The sequence below is a fragment of the Hypericibacter adhaerens genome (genome assembly GCF_008728835.1).
In the GTDB taxonomy this organism is placed as follows: Bacteria; Pseudomonadota; Alphaproteobacteria; order Dongiales; family Dongiaceae; genus Hypericibacter; species Hypericibacter adhaerens.
Window position 1 is genome coordinate 527,826 of sequence record NZ_CP042582.1, and the last position, 15,589, is coordinate 543,414.

General features: G+C 67.5%; 14 protein-coding genes and 1 other RNA gene. 8 read left to right on the forward strand and 7 right to left on the reverse strand.

Annotation, left to right across the window (positions count from 1 at the left end):
* Positions 1-20: 20 nt before the first annotated feature.
* Both nudC and FRZ61_RS02350 read right to left on the reverse strand, forming a co-directional pair.
* Entirely contained in the window at positions 21-965 is a 945-nt protein-coding gene (gene nudC / locus FRZ61_RS02345) for an NAD(+) diphosphatase (protein ID WP_151114788.1), read from the reverse strand.
* A 22-nt stretch (positions 966-987) separates the two neighbouring features.
* Positions 988-1,749 (reverse strand): TerC family protein, encoded by a 762-nt coding sequence (locus FRZ61_RS02350; protein WP_151114790.1) that lies wholly within the window; start codon positions 1,747-1,749, stop codon positions 988-990.
* 213 nt (positions 1,750-1,962) lie between these two features.
* Here FRZ61_RS02350 and FRZ61_RS02355 point away from each other — a divergent pair, with 213 nt between their 5' ends.
* The 6 genes from FRZ61_RS02355 to FRZ61_RS02380 all read left to right on the forward strand — a co-directional run bounded on the left by FRZ61_RS02355 (position 1,963) and on the right by FRZ61_RS02380 (position 7,158).
* Positions 1,963-2,700 carry a DUF6134 family protein gene (locus FRZ61_RS02355; RefSeq protein WP_151114791.1) on the forward strand — a complete coding sequence of 246 codons (738 nt, stop codon included), beginning with the start codon at positions 1,963-1,965 and terminating at the stop codon, positions 2,698-2,700.
* A 282-nt stretch (positions 2,701-2,982) separates the two neighbouring features.
* Positions 2,983-3,076: signal recognition particle sRNA small type (ffs, locus tag FRZ61_RS02360), an RNA gene on the forward strand.
* A gap of 51 nt (positions 3,077-3,127) precedes the next feature.
* Complete coding sequence (locus FRZ61_RS02365; RefSeq protein ID WP_151114792.1) at positions 3,128-4,981, forward strand: DNA polymerase III subunit gamma/tau; 1,854 nt, start codon at positions 3,128-3,130, stop codon at positions 4,979-4,981.
* A gap of 42 nt (positions 4,982-5,023) precedes the next feature.
* Complete coding sequence (locus FRZ61_RS02370) at positions 5,024-5,347, forward strand: YbaB/EbfC family nucleoid-associated protein (RefSeq protein WP_151114793.1); 324 nt, start codon at positions 5,024-5,026, stop codon at positions 5,345-5,347.
* A gap of 183 nt (positions 5,348-5,530) precedes the next feature.
* Entirely contained in the window at positions 5,531-6,124 is a 594-nt protein-coding gene (recR, locus tag FRZ61_RS02375; RefSeq protein WP_151114794.1) for a recombination mediator RecR, read from the forward strand.
* Positions 6,125-6,504: 380 nt separating this feature from the next.
* A complete protein-coding gene (locus FRZ61_RS02380) occupies positions 6,505-7,158 on the forward strand; it encodes a dihydrofolate reductase family protein (RefSeq protein ID WP_151114796.1) in 654 nt (217 codons plus the stop codon).
* Between the two features lie 31 nt (positions 7,159-7,189).
* On the opposite strand, the gene FRZ61_RS02385 is transcribed toward FRZ61_RS02380, so the two are convergent.
* Positions 7,190-7,552 (reverse strand): hypothetical protein, encoded by a 363-nt coding sequence (locus FRZ61_RS02385; RefSeq protein ID WP_151114797.1) that lies wholly within the window; start codon positions 7,550-7,552, stop codon positions 7,190-7,192.
* A 264-nt stretch (positions 7,553-7,816) separates the two neighbouring features.
* Here FRZ61_RS02385 and FRZ61_RS02390 point away from each other — a divergent pair, with 264 nt between their 5' ends.
* Positions 7,817-8,506, forward strand: a complete 690-nt coding sequence (locus FRZ61_RS02390) for an aspartate/glutamate racemase family protein (protein WP_151114799.1) — start codon at positions 7,817-7,819, stop codon at positions 8,504-8,506.
* 41 nt (positions 8,507-8,547) lie between these two features.
* A complete protein-coding gene (locus FRZ61_RS02395; protein ID WP_225309070.1) occupies positions 8,548-9,258 on the forward strand; it encodes a hypothetical protein in 711 nt (236 codons plus the stop codon).
* A 198-nt stretch (positions 9,259-9,456) separates the two neighbouring features.
* Here FRZ61_RS02395 and FRZ61_RS02400 read toward each other — a convergent pair whose 3' ends face one another.
* The 4 genes from FRZ61_RS02400 to FRZ61_RS26315 form a co-directional block, all read right to left on the reverse strand.
* Positions 9,457-10,008 carry a GNAT family N-acetyltransferase gene (locus FRZ61_RS02400; RefSeq protein WP_225309071.1) on the reverse strand — a complete coding sequence of 184 codons (552 nt, stop codon included), beginning with the start codon at positions 10,006-10,008 and terminating at the stop codon, positions 9,457-9,459.
* A gap of 294 nt (positions 10,009-10,302) precedes the next feature.
* Complete coding sequence (locus FRZ61_RS02405; RefSeq protein WP_191909261.1) at positions 10,303-13,140, reverse strand: IPT/TIG domain-containing protein; 2,838 nt, start codon at positions 13,138-13,140, stop codon at positions 10,303-10,305.
* Positions 13,141-13,553: 413 nt separating this feature from the next.
* On the reverse strand, positions 13,554-14,177 hold the full coding sequence (locus tag FRZ61_RS02410) for a glutathione S-transferase family protein (RefSeq protein ID WP_151114801.1): 624 nt from the start codon (positions 14,175-14,177) through the stop codon (positions 13,554-13,556).
* 171 nt (positions 14,178-14,348) lie between these two features.
* Positions 14,349-15,578, reverse strand: a complete 1,230-nt coding sequence (locus tag FRZ61_RS26315) for a RidA family protein (RefSeq protein ID WP_191909262.1) — start codon at positions 15,576-15,578, stop codon at positions 14,349-14,351.
* Between the last annotated feature and the right edge of the window lie 11 nt (positions 15,579-15,589).

The following is a 15,589-nucleotide window of genomic DNA, read 5'->3' on the forward strand; positions in this document are numbered from 1 at the left end:
GGATAGAAATTCGCGTAGCGTCAATTCTTCTCAGCGATCCAATCCTCCACCAGCCTTCGCGCGATCGAATCGCGCCTCGGCAGGCGGAAGGTCTCGTTCTCCGGGCTCGCGCGGAGCTGGTCGCGGGTGTACCAGGCGGCCTCGGCGATCTCGTCGGGGGAGAGGCGGATCTCGGTCGAGAGCGCCCGCGCGTTGAAGCCCAGCATGATCGAGGCGGGGAAGGGCCAGGGCTGCGAGGAGTGGTAGCGCACATCCTCGACCTCGATGCCGACCTCCTCCTTCACCTCGCGGGCCACCGCCTCCTCGAGGCTCTCGCCCGGCTCGACGAAGCCCGCCAGCACCGAGCGCATGCCGGGCGGCCAGTTCGCCTGGCGGCCGAGCAGGATGCGCTCGCCATCGGTGACGGCCATGATCACGGCCGGGTCGGTGCGCGGGAAGTGCACGGTGTTGCACGCGCTGTTGGTGCAGCGGCGCTGATGACCGGCATCCTCGCTGCGGGTGGGCGAGCCGCAGACGCCGCAGAAGCGGTGGCGGTTGTGCCAATGCATGAGGCCGCGCGCATAGGCGAGGAGCTGGCCCTCCTCCTGGCCCAGCAGCGGGCCCACGCTGCGGATATCGGCGAAATGGCCCGCTTCCTTGAGCAGCGGATGGGTCTCGGGCGTCTCGAGGCTCGAGATCTCCAGCGCGAAATAGGCGGTGCCCGAGTCCGGGTCGCCCTCGAGTCCCAGGAGCGCCACCTCCTGCGCGCCCCGGATCAGGTCGCTCGCCGCCTCGCGCAGCAGGGTCGCGACATGCGGCATGTCCGTCTGCAGCACGAAGCTCTGCTGGCGCCAGACCGGCACGAGGCGCGTCTGCGGGTTGGCCAGCAGCCGCTCGATCCAGTCATGGTCCCGTCGCCGGAGGCCCGCCCGGTCGAGCCGGCCCCCGGCATAGAAGTTCAGCCGCGATCGATCCCAACTGTTCATGTCATGCGTTTCTCGCCAGCGGTCAGGCGCCGGCAGGCGGTTCGTTGCTGTAGGGCTGGCGCAGCTCGATCGGCTTCACCCGCCTGCGCCTTGCCAGCAGGTTGAGCGCCTCGACCATCACCGAGAAGCCCATCGCCGCATAGATATAGCCCTTCGGGATGTGAAAGCCGAATCCGTCGGCGACCAGCGCCGTGCCGATCAGGAGCAGGAAGCTCAGCGCCAGCATCTTCACCGTCGGATGCCGGTCGACGAAGCCCGAGACCGGTCCGGCCGCCGCCAGCATCACGATCATGGCGAGCACCACCGCCGCGATCATGATCGAGAGATGATCGGACATGCCGACCGCGGTGATCACCGAATCGAGCGAGAACACGATGTCGAGAATGCCGATCTGGATCACGACCGCGGTGAAGGCGGCGGAGACCTTCGCCGAATGCTCGCCCTCCTCGCCCTCGAGGCTGCCATGGATCTCGTGGGTCGCCTTGTAGATCAGGAACAGCCCGCCCAGGATCAGCACCAGGTCGCGCCAGGAGACCGGATGGTCGAAGAGCACGAAGGCCGGATGGGTCAGGCCGGCGATCCAGGCGATCGAGGCCAGCAGCAGGAGCCGCGTGCCGAGCGCCACGCCGATGCCGAGGCGCCGGGCCAGCGGCTGCTGATGGGGCGGCAGCTTGCCGACCAGCACGGCGATGAAGACCAGATTGTCGATGCCGAGGACGATCTCGAGCACGGTCAGGGTGACCAGGCTCAACCAGGCCTGCGGATCGGCAAGGAGTTCCAACATGAAACCGGGCTCCGGGGTTCGAAGGGAAGGAAACGGGGCGGGGGCTCGTGTAGGGCGGAAGGTAGGCGGAAAAAGCGGTTCAGATCGACGAAACGCCCGGAAAATGCTTCTTCCGGGCGTCACGGAGGTAGAGAAATTGGCAGCCGCTCCCCATTTGACAAGGCGGGAAAGGCTGCGGGAATCGTGGAAATTGACTGGTTTTGGAGACGGTTAATGCGTTTTCTGCCGTCCTGGGCGCCGCTTCTGGGCTTGGCTCTCGGATTGTTCCTGCTGCCGGCGACCGCCGGCGCCGCGGTGCAGGTGCCGGACGGATTCCCGCCGGCCGGGACCATCACCTATGACGTCTGGCGCCAGGGCTCCCAGATCGGGACCCACAGCGTCGAGTTCACGCGGGACGGCGACAAGCTCACGGTCCGCACCAGGATCCGGATCGAGGTGAAGCTCCTTTTCGTCACGGTCTATCGCTTCGAGCATGACGCCGAAGAAGATTGGATCGACGGCAAGCTGATGCGCTTCGCCGCCCAGACGGACGATAACGGGACCGACCGCGACGTGCTGCTGGAGCGCGACGGCGACAAGCTCAAGGGCCGCTACAAAGCGCCGGACCATACCGAACAGGCGCTGCTGCCGGGCGACCTCATTGTCTGCAGCTTGTGGAATCCGGCGACGCCCGACCAGACCACGATGATCGAGCCGACCAAGGGCCGCCCCAAGGCGGTCACGGTCGTGGATCGTGGCCTCGAGAAGATCCAGGTCGGCACCCGGACCGTCGAGGCCCGCCACTATTCCATCACCGGCGATCTGCGCCGCGAGGTCTGGTACGGACCCGATGGCGAGGTGGCGCAGGTGCAGTATCCGAACAAGGACGGCACCGTGCTGATCTTCAAGCTCCGCGATGGCCCCGCGGCGGCCCCAGACGCCGCGCCGGGCTCGACGGCGGCGAAGCCGTAGGCTCTTTTTCCCCCTCCTCGCTTGTGCAGGGCAATCGCAGTGAATCCCCTCCCCCAACTTTTGGGGAGGGGCTGCTCGGTAGTATCGGCTCCTTCGCACCCCGACGAGATCGCAGACCGAGTCATCCCCCTCCCTGCCCTCCCCCAAAAGTTGGGGGAGGGGATAAGAAGCAATGAGTCGACGTGAGAAAAGAGCCTTTGCCATCAGCCTCTTCCCCTGGGGATAAATCGCGTCATTCGGTCTTGTTTCCAGGGTCGCGCTGCCTGATATAGTGCCCCCGGGAGATCGGCGGCGGACGTGCGCCTCGCCAACCCGGTCAGGTCCGGAAGGAAGCAGCCGTAACGAGTTTCCGCACGGGTCGCCCTGCCGGTCTCCCACCTCACCTCAAGGTTGGATTCCGCCAGGAAGGGACGCGTTCCTCGACCGCATGACCGAAGAGCGCGACAGCCCCTCGACCGATCCCGGCCCCTATCGGGTCCTCGCCCGCAAATACCGCCCGCGCAACTTCGCCGAGATGATCGGCCAGGACGCGATGGTGCGCACGCTCTCCAACGCGATCGCGCAGGGGCGGCTCGCCCACGCCTTCATCCTCACCGGCGTGCGGGGCGTGGGCAAGACCACGACCGCCCGCATCCTGGCGCGGGTCTTCAACTGCATCGGCCCCGACGGCAAGGGCGGCCCCACGGTCGAGCCCTGCGGGGTTTGCGAGCCCTGCCGCGCCATCGCCGAGGACCGTTTCGTCGACGTGATGGAGATGGATGCCGCGAGCCGCACCGGCGTCGGCGACATCCGCGAGCTGATCGACGGCGTGCGCTACGCGCCGGTCCAGGCCCGCTACAAGGTCTATATCATCGACGAGGTGCATATGCTCTCGACGGCGGCCTTCAACGCGCTGTTGAAGACGCTGGAGGAGCCGCCGCCGCACGTGAAGTTCATCTTCGCCACCACCGAGATCCGCAAGGTGCCGGTGACGGTGCTCTCTCGCTGCCAGCGCTTCGACCTGCGGCGCGTCGAGGCCGAGACGCTGGCCGCCCATTTCGGGCGCATCGCCGAGGCCGAGGGGGCGAAGCTCTCCGCGGCGGCGCTGGCGCTGATCGCGCGCGCGGCCGACGGCTCGGTGCGCGATGGGCTTTCGCTGCTCGACCAGGCGATCGCGCGCGGCGAGGACAAGACCGAGATCGGCGAGGCCACGGTGCGCGAGATGCTGGGGCTCGCCGACCGCAGCCAGCTCTTCGATCTCTTCGAGCGCGCGATGAAGGGCGACGCGTCCGGCACGCTTTCGCTGCTGGCCGAGCTCTACAAGGCCGGCGCCGATCCGGTCGTGGTGCTGCAGGACCTGCTGGGGCTGACCCACTGGCTCACGCGCGTGAAGCTGGTGCCGGAGACGATCAACGATCCGGCCCTGCCCGAGACCGAGCGGACGCGCGGCAAGTCGCTGGCGGACGCGCTCGCGATCCCGGTGCTGGCGCGCGCATGGCAGATGCTGCTCAAGGGGCTGGGCGAGACCCAGGCCGCGCCCTCGCCGCTGCAGGCGGCCGAGATGGCGCTGATCCGCCTGATCCATGCCTCCTCGCTGCCGACGCCGGGCGATCTGGTGAAGCGCATCGAGGAGCAGGGCGGTACGGCTGCGATCGCGCCGTCGCCGCGCGCGGCCGGCACCAACGGCGGCGGCACTGGCGCGCGCGGCCTCGCGACCTCGGCCGTCGCGGCGGGAGCGCCGATCGGATCGCCGGGCGCAGCACCCGCCGGCGCCGTGACGAACGCGCTCGCGACGGCCCCGCTTCAGGCTCCGGCGCAGGCATCGCCGGGGGCGGCGCTCATTCCGGATCCGCAAAGCTTCGAGGGGCTGGTCGCGGCGGTCGCGAAGATGCGCGAAGGCATGCTGCACGGTCATCTTCTGAACGACGTGCATCTGGTCCATTTCGAGCCGGGCCGCCTCGAGCTGCGGCTGGGACCGGGCGCGCCCTCCAATCTCGCCAACCGGCTGGGCCAGCTCATGACCGAGCGCACCGGGCGGCGCTGGGTGGTCGCGATCTCGGGCGAGGCGGGGATGCCCACCTTGCGCGAGCAGGCCCAGGCCGAGGATCGGCGCCAGCGCCAGGAGGCGTCGGCCCATCCGCTGGTGCAGGCGGTGATGAAGAGCTTCCCCGGCGCCGCGATCGAGGCGATCCGGCAGCTCAAGCCCGAGCCGGCCGCGGCGGCGACACCGGCGCCCGACGACATGGCCGACGATATCGGCGAGGACGCGGTGCTGGCGCCCGAAGAGCCGGGCCTGGACTGATCGCAGCCACATCCCAGAGAACGAGACAGCGAGAGAGACGGCATGAAGAACCTCACCCAGATGATGAAGCAGGCGCAGCAGATGCAGGCCAAGATGGCCGAGATGCAGGCCGCGCTCGACAATCACGAGGTCTCCGGCCAGTCCGGCGGCGGCATGGTGCAGGTGACCTTGAACGGCAAGGGCGCGATGCGCCGCCTCAAGATCGACCCCAAGCTGGTCGATCCCGCCGATGTCGGCATGCTCGAGGATCTCGTCACCGCCGCCTTCAACGATGCGAAGGGGAAGCTCGAGACCTATCTCCAGGAGGAGATGGCGAAGGTCACGGGCGGCCTGCAGCTCCCGCCGGGGATGAAGCTGCCGTTTTGAGGTTGCTGCTTAATCCCCTCCCCCGGAACGGGGGAGGGCCAGGGAGGGGGCCGCTCGGTTTCGACATCGTGTCGTCCCCCTTCCTAACCTTCCCCCGCAAGGGGGGAAGGGACAATATCTCGCCCATTGCCCCGCTCGGAATCACCGTAAACTGCCCGCTCCAACCCCGGTGACCGATCCTTCATGACGCCCACCACCCTCGACCAACTGATCCAGCTGCTCGCGCGCCTGCCGGGGCTCGGGCCCCGCTCGGCGCGCCGGGCGGCGCTGCATCTCCTGAAGAAGCGCGAGGCGCTGATGCTGCCGTTGGCGCAGGCGATCGAGGCGGCGGCGCACGAGGTCAAGGCCTGCTCGGAATGCGGCAATCTCGACAGCCTCGATCCCTGCTCGATCTGCCGCGATCCGCGGCGCGACCCGTCGCAGCTCTGCGTGGTGGAGGAGGTGGGCGATCTCTGGGCGCTCGAGCGCGCCGCCGCCTTCAAGGGCCGCTACCATGTGCTGGGCGGCAAGCTCTCGGCCCTCGACGGCGTGGGACCGGAGCAGCTCAACATCGCGGGCCTGCTGCGCCGCGCGGCTGATCAATCAATCAAGGAAGTGATCCTGGCCCTGGGCGCCACCGTCGAAGGGCAAACCACGGCACATTACTTGACTGATCGCCTAGCCAATCTTCCCATCACCGTGACGCGCCTCGCCCATGGCGTGCCGGTCGGCGGCGAGCTCGACTATCTCGACGACGGCACCCTGACCGCGGCGCTCAAGGCGCGCCGCCCGCTCTGACGCCCGGCCGCGCTCGACGTCGCCCGCGATTCCCCGGTTATGCAGCCTTGCAATTGAGACGAATTCGTCTCGACCGCAAGGTTCCCCGTCTTGCTCGCAATTGTAATGCCGATCGTGACTCAAACTGCCGCGCCGACGCTGCTATAGTCGCGGTCGGGGTCGTCGCGGGCCGGCTTTGTCCCGCGACGGACGAGAGACAGAGACGGGCCCAGGAAAGCGAGATCAGAGGAAGCTTCCTTCCTGCCTTGCGGGCAATGTCCCGCGAAGAGCGCGAGCGAGAAAGTTTCCGCGAAGTTCCGCGGAAGCGGTTCGAGACAAGAACGCGGGGGAGCGCGTCGTCTTCGGACGCTCGGCATCGCTCTTGAGTGATCGGAGCGCGGATGGTCGAGATCGTCTACTATGTCGCCACCAGCCTGGATGGCTTCATCGCCACCCTCGATGGAGGAATCGACTGGCTGCCGCGGCTCGATCCCGAGCTCGAGGATTTCGGCTATCGCGCCTTTTACGATTCCGTCGACGGGCTGATCATGGGGCGGCTCACCTTCGACAAGATCCGCCGTCACGCCGCCTGGCCCTATCCCAAGAAACCCTGCTGGGTCTTCACCCATCGCCCGATCGAGAGCGAGCCTTCCGAGGTGATCCCGACGGCGCAGCCCTTGACCCAGGTCATCGCCGAGATGGAGAGCTACAAGCTGCGCCGCATCTTCCTCGTGGGCGGCGGCAGGCTCGCCTCGCAGTTCCAGCGCCAGGGGCTGATCGCGGAATACAATATCGGCCTGGTGCCGGTGCTGCTGGGCACGGGCATGCCGCTCTTCGCCGGTCCCGGCGAGTTCGAAAGGCTGAAGCTGATCGACACCCGCAGCTTCGCCACCGGCGAGGTGCTGATGCGCTATCGCCGCAGCGCGCTCAACCCGCCGCGGCCGAAGGCGATCCCGCCGGCGATCACGCGCCATCTGCGCCATCAAGCGGAAGAGGCGGCCCCGGCACGCGAGCCGGAGCCCGTCGAGATCGGCACGCGCGGGACGGAGTCCTGAAGGATCGGCAGCGCTGCGGAAGTCGCGAAGTCTAACGCAGCGCGGACGACGGGCCGGCGGTCGGCGCGATCGAGTCCGGCCAGGGCATCAGGGCCACCGCCGTCCTGGCCGGTGTATCGATGCCGACGGCAGCGGCCGCCTGCGCCGGACAATCCATCCGGTTGTCGCCGAGGAAGGCGAACCCCGTCCCGGTGCCCGGCGCGGCCTGGTCCACCTGGCCGAAGGCCGGCTCGCCCAGCGACGGCGTCGTGGCGCCCACGCTGGAGATCAGCTCCGGCAAGAGGTAGCCGATCGCCAGCCCCATCAGGATGACGATCGCGAAATTGGCCTTCATCGACCAGGAACTGCGCCGGCGGAAGATCCGCCGTCTCTCGAATGTGTAGCTCACGCTCATCTTCTTCCTCCTACGCTGGAGGTGCCCAGGGTCCATTTTGCCCGCCCCGGGTTAGCAAAAAGGTAACGCGCGCTTTTGATTTTTCGACCCTGTAATATCAACAGGTTAGCGGAGCGGCCGGCGCTTCTTTTCCCTCTCCCCTCGCGGGGGAGGGCAGGGAGGGGGCTGCGCGCTATCGACATCGCGTCGTCCCCCTTCCTAACCTTCCCCCGCAAGGGGGGAAGGGACCAGGTGTAAGCATCGCCCTCCCACGGGAAACCATCCATGCCGCTTCACATCGGAATCGTCGCCTGCTCAGCCGAGGGCGCGGCGCTCTGCTACCGGACGATCTGCACCGAGGGTGCGGCGCTCATGGGCGCGCACGCGCATCCCGAGATCTCGATGCACACGCCGTCACTGGCCGATTATGTCGCCTGCCTCGATCGCGGCGATCTCGCGGGCGTGGGCGCGCTGATGCTGGGATCGGCCGAGAAGCTGGCGACGATCGGGGCCGATTTCCTGATCTGCCCCGACAACACCATCCACCAGGCGCTGCCGCTGATCGAGGCGCGCTCGCCCCGGCCCTGGCTCCACATCGCCGAGACCGTCGCCGAGGAGGCCGAGGCGCGCGGCTATCGGCGGCTCGCGATCCTGGGCACGCGCTGGCTGGTCGAGAGCGAGGTCTATCCCGCGAAGCTCGCGGCGCGCGGGCTGGACTATCTGCGCCCGAACGCGGCCGAGCGGCAGGAGACCAACCGCATCATCATGGAGGAACTGGTCTATGGCGTTTTCAAGCCCGCTTCCATCGCGACCTATCAGCGCGTCATCCGGCGCATGAAGGACGAAGGCTGCGACGCCGCCATTCTCGGCTGCACCGAGATCCCGCTCATCATCAACGACATCAGCTCGCCGCTGCCGGTGCTGGATTCGACGCGGCTTCTGGCACGCGCCGCGCTCCGGCGTGCGGTCGGGTGAGGCCGGAGCGGATTTGAATCCGAAGCAAGGGGAGAGGTCTCTTGAACATCATTCATCCGGTGCGCGCCGGCCGCCTGGCGCCGGTGCAGGTCGCCTGCATCGACAAGACGACGGTCGATCTCGGCGTGCCGTTCCCGAAGCTCATCGCCACGCTGCAGAAGGCCTATGACCGGCATTTCCTCCCCGCCTGGGGCTATCCGGTGAAGCTCTACCGGCCCCGCCGGCCCAAGCGCACCGACTGGCAGATGCTCTTCATCGACGACACGGCCCAGGCGGTCGCCGAGGGCGATCACGACCTGGCCAAGCATGGCGTGCCCTATTCGAAGATCTTCGTGAAGGCGACGCTGGCGGACGGCGAACTGGTCAGCGTCGTCGCCTCGCACGAGCTGTTCGAGATGATGATCGATCCCATCGCCAATCTCTGGGCGCAGGCGAAGAACGGCGACGAATATGCCTATGAGATGTGCGATCCGGTCGAGGAGGACACCTTCCTCGTGGACGGCATCCAGATCTCGAACTTCCTCTATCCGACCTGGTTCGAGCCCTTCGCGCATCCGAAGGGGACGAAGTTCGATCACCTCGGCCTGCTGACGCGGCCCTTCTCGATGCGCAAGACCGGCTATGTGACGAAGAAGGCGAAGGGAAAGGTCAAGGACGTCTTCGGCTCGCTCGCCAAGCGCCGCCGCTTCCAGAACGAAGACCGCCGCGGCCATCGCAGCGAGTATCGCAAGCCGGACGGGAAGAGGATTTAGGGCATCGGTGGCATCTTCGCTCCCGCCATTACTATCCCCTCCCCCCTTGCGGGGGAGGTTAGGGTGGGGGGTGATCGAAGCACGCGCTGCTTCAAGAAATTTGCATGGCCTAACCTTGCCGACATCGAGTTTGTAGCCACCCCCCACCCCAGCCTCCCCCGCAAGGGGGAGGTGAAGAAGGTAAGGGACGTGCTTGGATCACGGCTCTGCCCCTCGCCGGAAGATGATCGTCTCGCCGCCCTTGTAGGTCGTGCGCGCGTGCTCGCGGAAGCCGCATTTGGTCGCGACCTTGATCGAGTTCCTGTGCTCGGGCGAGATGATGCAGCAGAGCGGCGTCGTGCCGAACTTGTCAGCGCCCCAGGTGACGGCGGCCTTGACGGCCTCGGTCGCATAGCCCTTGCCGTGGGCCCAGGAGGCCAGCACCCAGCCCACCTCGGGCGTGCCGTCGAGCGAGGGCGTGAGCCCGCGCCGGAAATCGGCGAGGCCGGTCTCGCCGACATAGCGGCCGGTCGCCTTCTCCTCGATCGCCCAGAAGCCGTAGCCCAGGAGCGCCCAATGGCCGACATAGCGCAGCAGCCGCGACCAGCATTCCTCGGGCGAGAAGGGCTTGCCGCTGATGAAGCGCACCACGCCCGGATCGCTCCAGAGGGCGGCGAGCGCGTCGAAATCCTCCAGGCGGTTGCCGCGCAGGATCAGGCGCTCGGTCTCGAGGACGGGAATGGTGGTGTGGGGCAGGGCGATGGAGGTCACAGGGGGAGGAACTCACGGCCGTTGATGAGGCCGTGGAGTGTAGCGCAAACGCATTGCCATGCTTCCCCTTCTTCCCCTCCCCCGGCGGGCTTCGCCCGCAACTCCAACAAGCTTGCCGGCGAAGCCGGCGGGCGGGGGAGGTTAGGGTGGGGGGTGATCGTAGAACGCGATTGAAGACGGAATTCTCATCGCAGCAAGGCGGGCTTGCAACGAGTCTGCGGCCACCCCCCACCCCAGCCTCCCCCTCAAGGGGGGAGGTGAGGAGCGAGTGGCCGGAGAGGAAGGATCAACAGCTCACCGCGTCACATGCAGGATGTTCGACGCGGCGTCGGCGAGCTCGTCGGCATGGAAGATGAAGGCCTGGCACTGGTAGCTGCCCGGCTGCAGCTTGTCGTTGTCGTCCAGCAGGCTGACGCGGGCCGTGAAACTGCCGCCGGCCTTGGTCATCGTCTCGGCCGTGCGGTGGGTCTTGCCGTCGGGCAGCAGCACGTCGGCGAGGATGCGCTGGTCGGGGCGGGCGGGGCCGACCGCGCCGCGGAAGATGACCGAATCCCCTTTCTCCGACTTCTGCTCGACCTCGAAGCGGATCGTCGCCTTCTTCACGGCATGGACGCGATAGAAGGTGCCGCCGATCGGATAGAAGCGCGAGCCCGGCACGGTGTGGCTGATATGCATCTCCTCGCTATAGCTGCGCGGGATGAAGCCGGCGACCCGCACCGGCGCCGTGCCCGGATAGCGGCCTTCCTTCGACTTGCCCTTCTTGTAGAGATCGACATCGGCGATCGGCCAGATCATGACGTCGATCTCCGTCTCGGCCTTGCCCTCCAGCCAGACCCATGCGTTGGGGATCTGTGCCGCCCAGCCGAGCGGCAGCCCGCGGACCGAGAGCTGGACTGCGCGCCGCTCGTCGAGCGGGTTGCGCACCGCGGTCTTGATGAAGACCGGGTCGGCCGGGCTCGAGCCCGCCGCCTGGAAGTCGAACACGTTCTCCTGCGCGCCGTTATTGCCGCCCGAGATCTCGCCCAGCTGCTGCGAGGCATAGACCTTGAGGCAGGTATGCTTGCCCACGACCGGAACCCAGTTGCAGAAGGTGTCGACGAAGCCGTTCTGCGGGATGGAGGCGATGGTCTGGACCGCGATCGGCGCCCAGTTGCCATTGTCGCCGACGCCGGGCGGGGTGACCGCGTAGAAGGTGAGCTTGACATTGCTCGCCCCCATGGCGCCCGAGACATGCACCCGCGCGGTGAAGTGGTTGAGATGCGACACCCAGGGCTTGTCGCCATTGCCGGTCGGCCGGCCCTCGCTGTCCAGCGGATTGTCGAAGCTGCCGAACGGGTCGCGGTCGACCCAGATGTCGGGCGACTGCCAGCTCGAATCCCAGGGCGTGACCTTGAGGTCGAAGGACCCGTTCGGATCGTCGGCGATGGTCTGCGCCCAGGCGACCCGCACCCGGCAGACGAGCGGGCGTGCCTGCACCGCGTCGTCGAGCACGGTGATGACCAGGGCGCGGGCGGGGTCCTCGACGGTCTCGCCCGCGACCAGCACGCGGTCGTCATGCATCAGCGTGATGAAGCGGGTCTGCTGGTTGTTGTTCATCTCGTCGGCGATCACCCGCGTGACGATGATGCCGCCCTGGTTCGAGGCGGCGCCCAGGGGAATGCTGTCGTCGAAGATCTGGGTGGTGGTGCCGGGCCGCTGGCGCACCTCGACGAAATAGCTCAGCGCGTCGGAGACCACGATCTTCAGGATATGGACGCGGTTGGGGTCGCTGTCCTCGGCGAGGCCGTGGGCGATCAGGTCGACATCCTCCGAGTGCGGGTTGCGGTCCCACTGCACGGTCTTGATGTTGGCCGCCTGGTAGTAGCCGAGCTTCTCGAGATGGAAGCCGGTGAAGATCGGATGAGAATCGTGGTTGCCCATCATCTCGAAATCCTGGGCGGAGGCGGCGCTGGGATCGACGAGGTCCGAGCCGTAGACATCCTCGCCCAGCGTCGCCGTGCCGTCGCCGGTCTCGGTGGGGGCGGAGACGATGTTGTGGCCGAATTCGTGGGCGAAGCGGCCCCAGTTGGCGTTCTCCTGGATCCAGAGCAGGTTGATCTTGTCGGAGAGGCTGATGTCGATATGGATATGGCTGGGATCGCTGGTCGGCTTGCCGTCGTCATAGGAGAAGGTCGAGGTGTCGGAGCCGCCCCAGGCGCGGATGAAGGCGCCGTTGGTGAACATCACCGAGCAGAGCATCTGGTAGTTGTCGAGGGTGAAGCCCTCGTCCTGCGCATGCTGCGCGGCGATCGCGGCCATGCGGTTGAGCTGGCCGGGGATGATGTTGGCGATGCCGGCGAGATCGACGAAATCGGCGAAGCTGCCGTCGAGCTGGGCCGGCGTGCTGACGATGTCGAACTGGACGTTGGTGCGGCCGTAGCTCGCCTGGGTGTAGAAGGTCTGGACGTTGGTCCAGCGCGTGTTCAGGCCCGTGCGCACCGTGGAGAAATTCGCCGGCGCCAGGTCGTTGGCCTGGCAGATCACGATCAGCACGCGGATGGTGCCGATGGGATTGACGTCGCCGGCCGAGCCGGCGCCGGCTCCCATCGCGAAGACGGGCGGGCCGTCGTCGCTGTCGCCGGGATAGCCGGCGATGCCGAAATCGAGTGCACTCGTCGCGGTGTGCGTCCCGACCTTGATCTTGATCGGTCCCTCGTCGACCTCCTTGGTGACGAGGGCCTTGAGCTCGGTGGCGCTCGCCGCCAGCACCGGCACGGCCGTGCCGCCGATCGTGACCTCGTTGTCGGCGCGGGCCGCGGCGAAATGGCTGCCCTTGATCGTCAGGATGGTGCCGCGCTGGCCCTTCGGCGGCTCGAAGCCCGTGATGCGCGGGCCGATCAGCCAGGGCAGCCGCTCGGTCAGCCAGTCGCGCAGCTTCAGCGGCGATTTAGCGATCGCGGGGCTGATCTTGTCGAGATCGAACCGGGCCTCGGCCCGCGTCGCCCTCGCGGCGGGCTTCGGCTTCGCGACCCGCTTCGGCGCCGGTGATGCCTTCAGGCCCGTCGTCGCCTTGCCGGTCTTCCGCTTCGCCGCGCCGCGGCCTGTCCTCAGCGCCTGCGCCTTGCGCGGAGTCCTCGAGATACGCTTCGCCATCGTCCTCTCCTGTGAAAAGGTTTGAATCATCCCGGCAGGTCCCGACGGGCCGGCGCAGAAGCGCGCACGAAGCCATCGCGGCCTGTGGGCCTCGGTTACGGATCGGTGTCAGTCGGATGGATGAGTCACGGATCGGCCCCCCAGGCACGAACCTCGCGCGCGAGCGGCGCGTTCGGATCGTCGTCAGTTCGCTGGCGTCCTGGGCCTTGCGGTGCGTCGGGGTTGCGCGGTTACGCGTCTTTCCCCGGGTCGTCGTCTCGGCACCGCCTGGGACGTGGATCAGACTCTATTCCTGTCGCCCCTGGATGGCAACCGCTAAATACTTGTTTCTATTAAGAAATACTTGAAATGCTTGAAACAGTTTTAAGACGTTCGTGCGGGGTGGGGACAGGACAAGAGTCCCTGCGACCTCTTCAGTTTCCCGCGGGATAGGCGATGTCCGGCGGATAGGTCGCCTGGAATTCGGGACGCGCTTCCAAGCGTGCCGAGAGCGCATCGAGCGCGGGATAGCGGCCTCGCGCGCGCAGCTCGCTGTCGGTCATCTCCAGATAGCGCAGCATGCAGGCGGTGGTGATCTGTGCCTGGTCGAGCGGCGCGCCTTCCGGCCAGTCGAGCGCCGCCAGCGCCGCGACGGCACCCTGGGCCTGCGTGCGGCAGCGCTGGATCCAGTCGGGCCAGCGATAGGCGGCGGGGCGGATGATGCGCTCGTAGGCCGAGGCGCCCGCCTTGTCGACGGCGCCGATCGCGAGCGCCACGCGTTGCAGCGCCTGGCGGCGCGCGAGACCCGACCGCGGCAGCAGCGCGCGGGTCGCGCCCACGGTCTCGTCGAGCCAGTCGAGGATGGCGACGGAATCGATCAGCACCTCGCCGTCGTCGAGCACCAGCGAGGGAATGCGCGCGAGCGGGTTGGTCTTGCGCATCGAATCGAAATCGCCGAACACCGAGCGCGTGTCATGCTCGTAGGCGAAGCCCAGCACCCCGAGCGAGATGCCGACGCGGCGGACGAAGGGGGAATCGTACTGGCCGACGAGGATCATGGGGGCTCCGGTGTCGCGAGAGCGGTCGGGCTGACGCCCGAAGACGTTGTACCCCTCCCCCTATCCCCTCCCGCAAGGGGAGGGGGCGAGATGTTTATTGTTCCAGCCCCCTCCCCTTGCGGGAGGGGGTAGGGGGAGGGGAAGCAAGCGCTATGCGAAAGCGCTCCGCTTCTACCCCTTCGCCACGCCCCAGATCTCGACCAGCATGTCCTTCGTGTGCATATGCGGCTGCGGCACGAGGGTCAGCGGCGGGAGCGGGCCCGGGATGCAGGCGCGCAGCGTGTCGAGGAAGGCATGCGTCTCGGCCTCGCTGCCGCCCGAGGTGAAATAGGCGATGACGAGCTTGAGGTCGGAGGTCTGGCGGTCGAAGGCGCGCAGCAGGTCGTCGATCAGGCTCATGGTGAACTGCGTCTGAGGCAGGAGCTGGCCGGGCAGCACGGTCACGCCCTTGTTGGAATCGGGCGCCGAGGGGACCTGCCCGCCGAGCCAGATCATGTCGCGCAGCCGGATCGCCTGGCGGTAGGGCAAAGGGATCTGCCAATCCCAGACGCGGCGCGGCCAGCGGTCCTCGCGCGGGATATATTTGTCGAAGCCGTTCCAGCTTTCGCGCATGCCCATGACCTCGATCTTGGTGAGCGCGCCCTGGGGCCAGAGCCCGTGGCAGGGCACGACCGTGGCGACCGGGCCGGGCTCGCGGAAGAAGGAGCCGCGCGTGCGCGCCATGTCGGCCCAGGCCTCCATGGTGATGCCGAAATAATAGCCCTCCATCTTGATCGCATCCTGGAAGGAGGCGCCGAGCGCCTTCAGCGTCTCCTCGTGGCGCGACATGATGATCCGGGAATGGGCGACGCCGTCGCCCGGCAGCGGGCTGCCTTCCTCGTCGACCGCGGTGCGCGCCGGCACGGCGATGAACTCGTTGGCGCGCAGGCCCAGCGTGATCTTGCGGTTGTTGAAGCGGGCGCGATGGCGCGAGGGGACCTCGCCGGTGACGGTGCGCAGGTCCGGCGCATGGTCGCGCCAGCCGCGCCGGGCGATGGCCTGCGCCTGCAACGCCTGCCCTTTGAAAGGCTGCAGCGGCACCGGATGGAGCGTGATGGCGGGCAGGGGGTCGCGCTCGAAATGGCGCGCGAGGGCGGCGAAGACCTCCCATTCGTCGCGGCTGCCGTCGCCCTTGTAGAAGACCTTGAGCCGCAGGATGTCGCCGAGCCCGCAGCCCTCGATCGCGAGCGCCGCCGCGAGGTTCGCCATCGTGCCCGGGATCTGCGCGTCGAGATCGTCCGGATGGCGGATCGCGCCCTTGGCGTCGAAATCCCCGGCGCCGCCGACGAAGCTCAAAGAGCCCGCCGTGCCGGCCAATTGTTGCGGGCCGGAAATCGGCCAGCGCCAGATCGCGTTGTCCATGATCGTTTCCT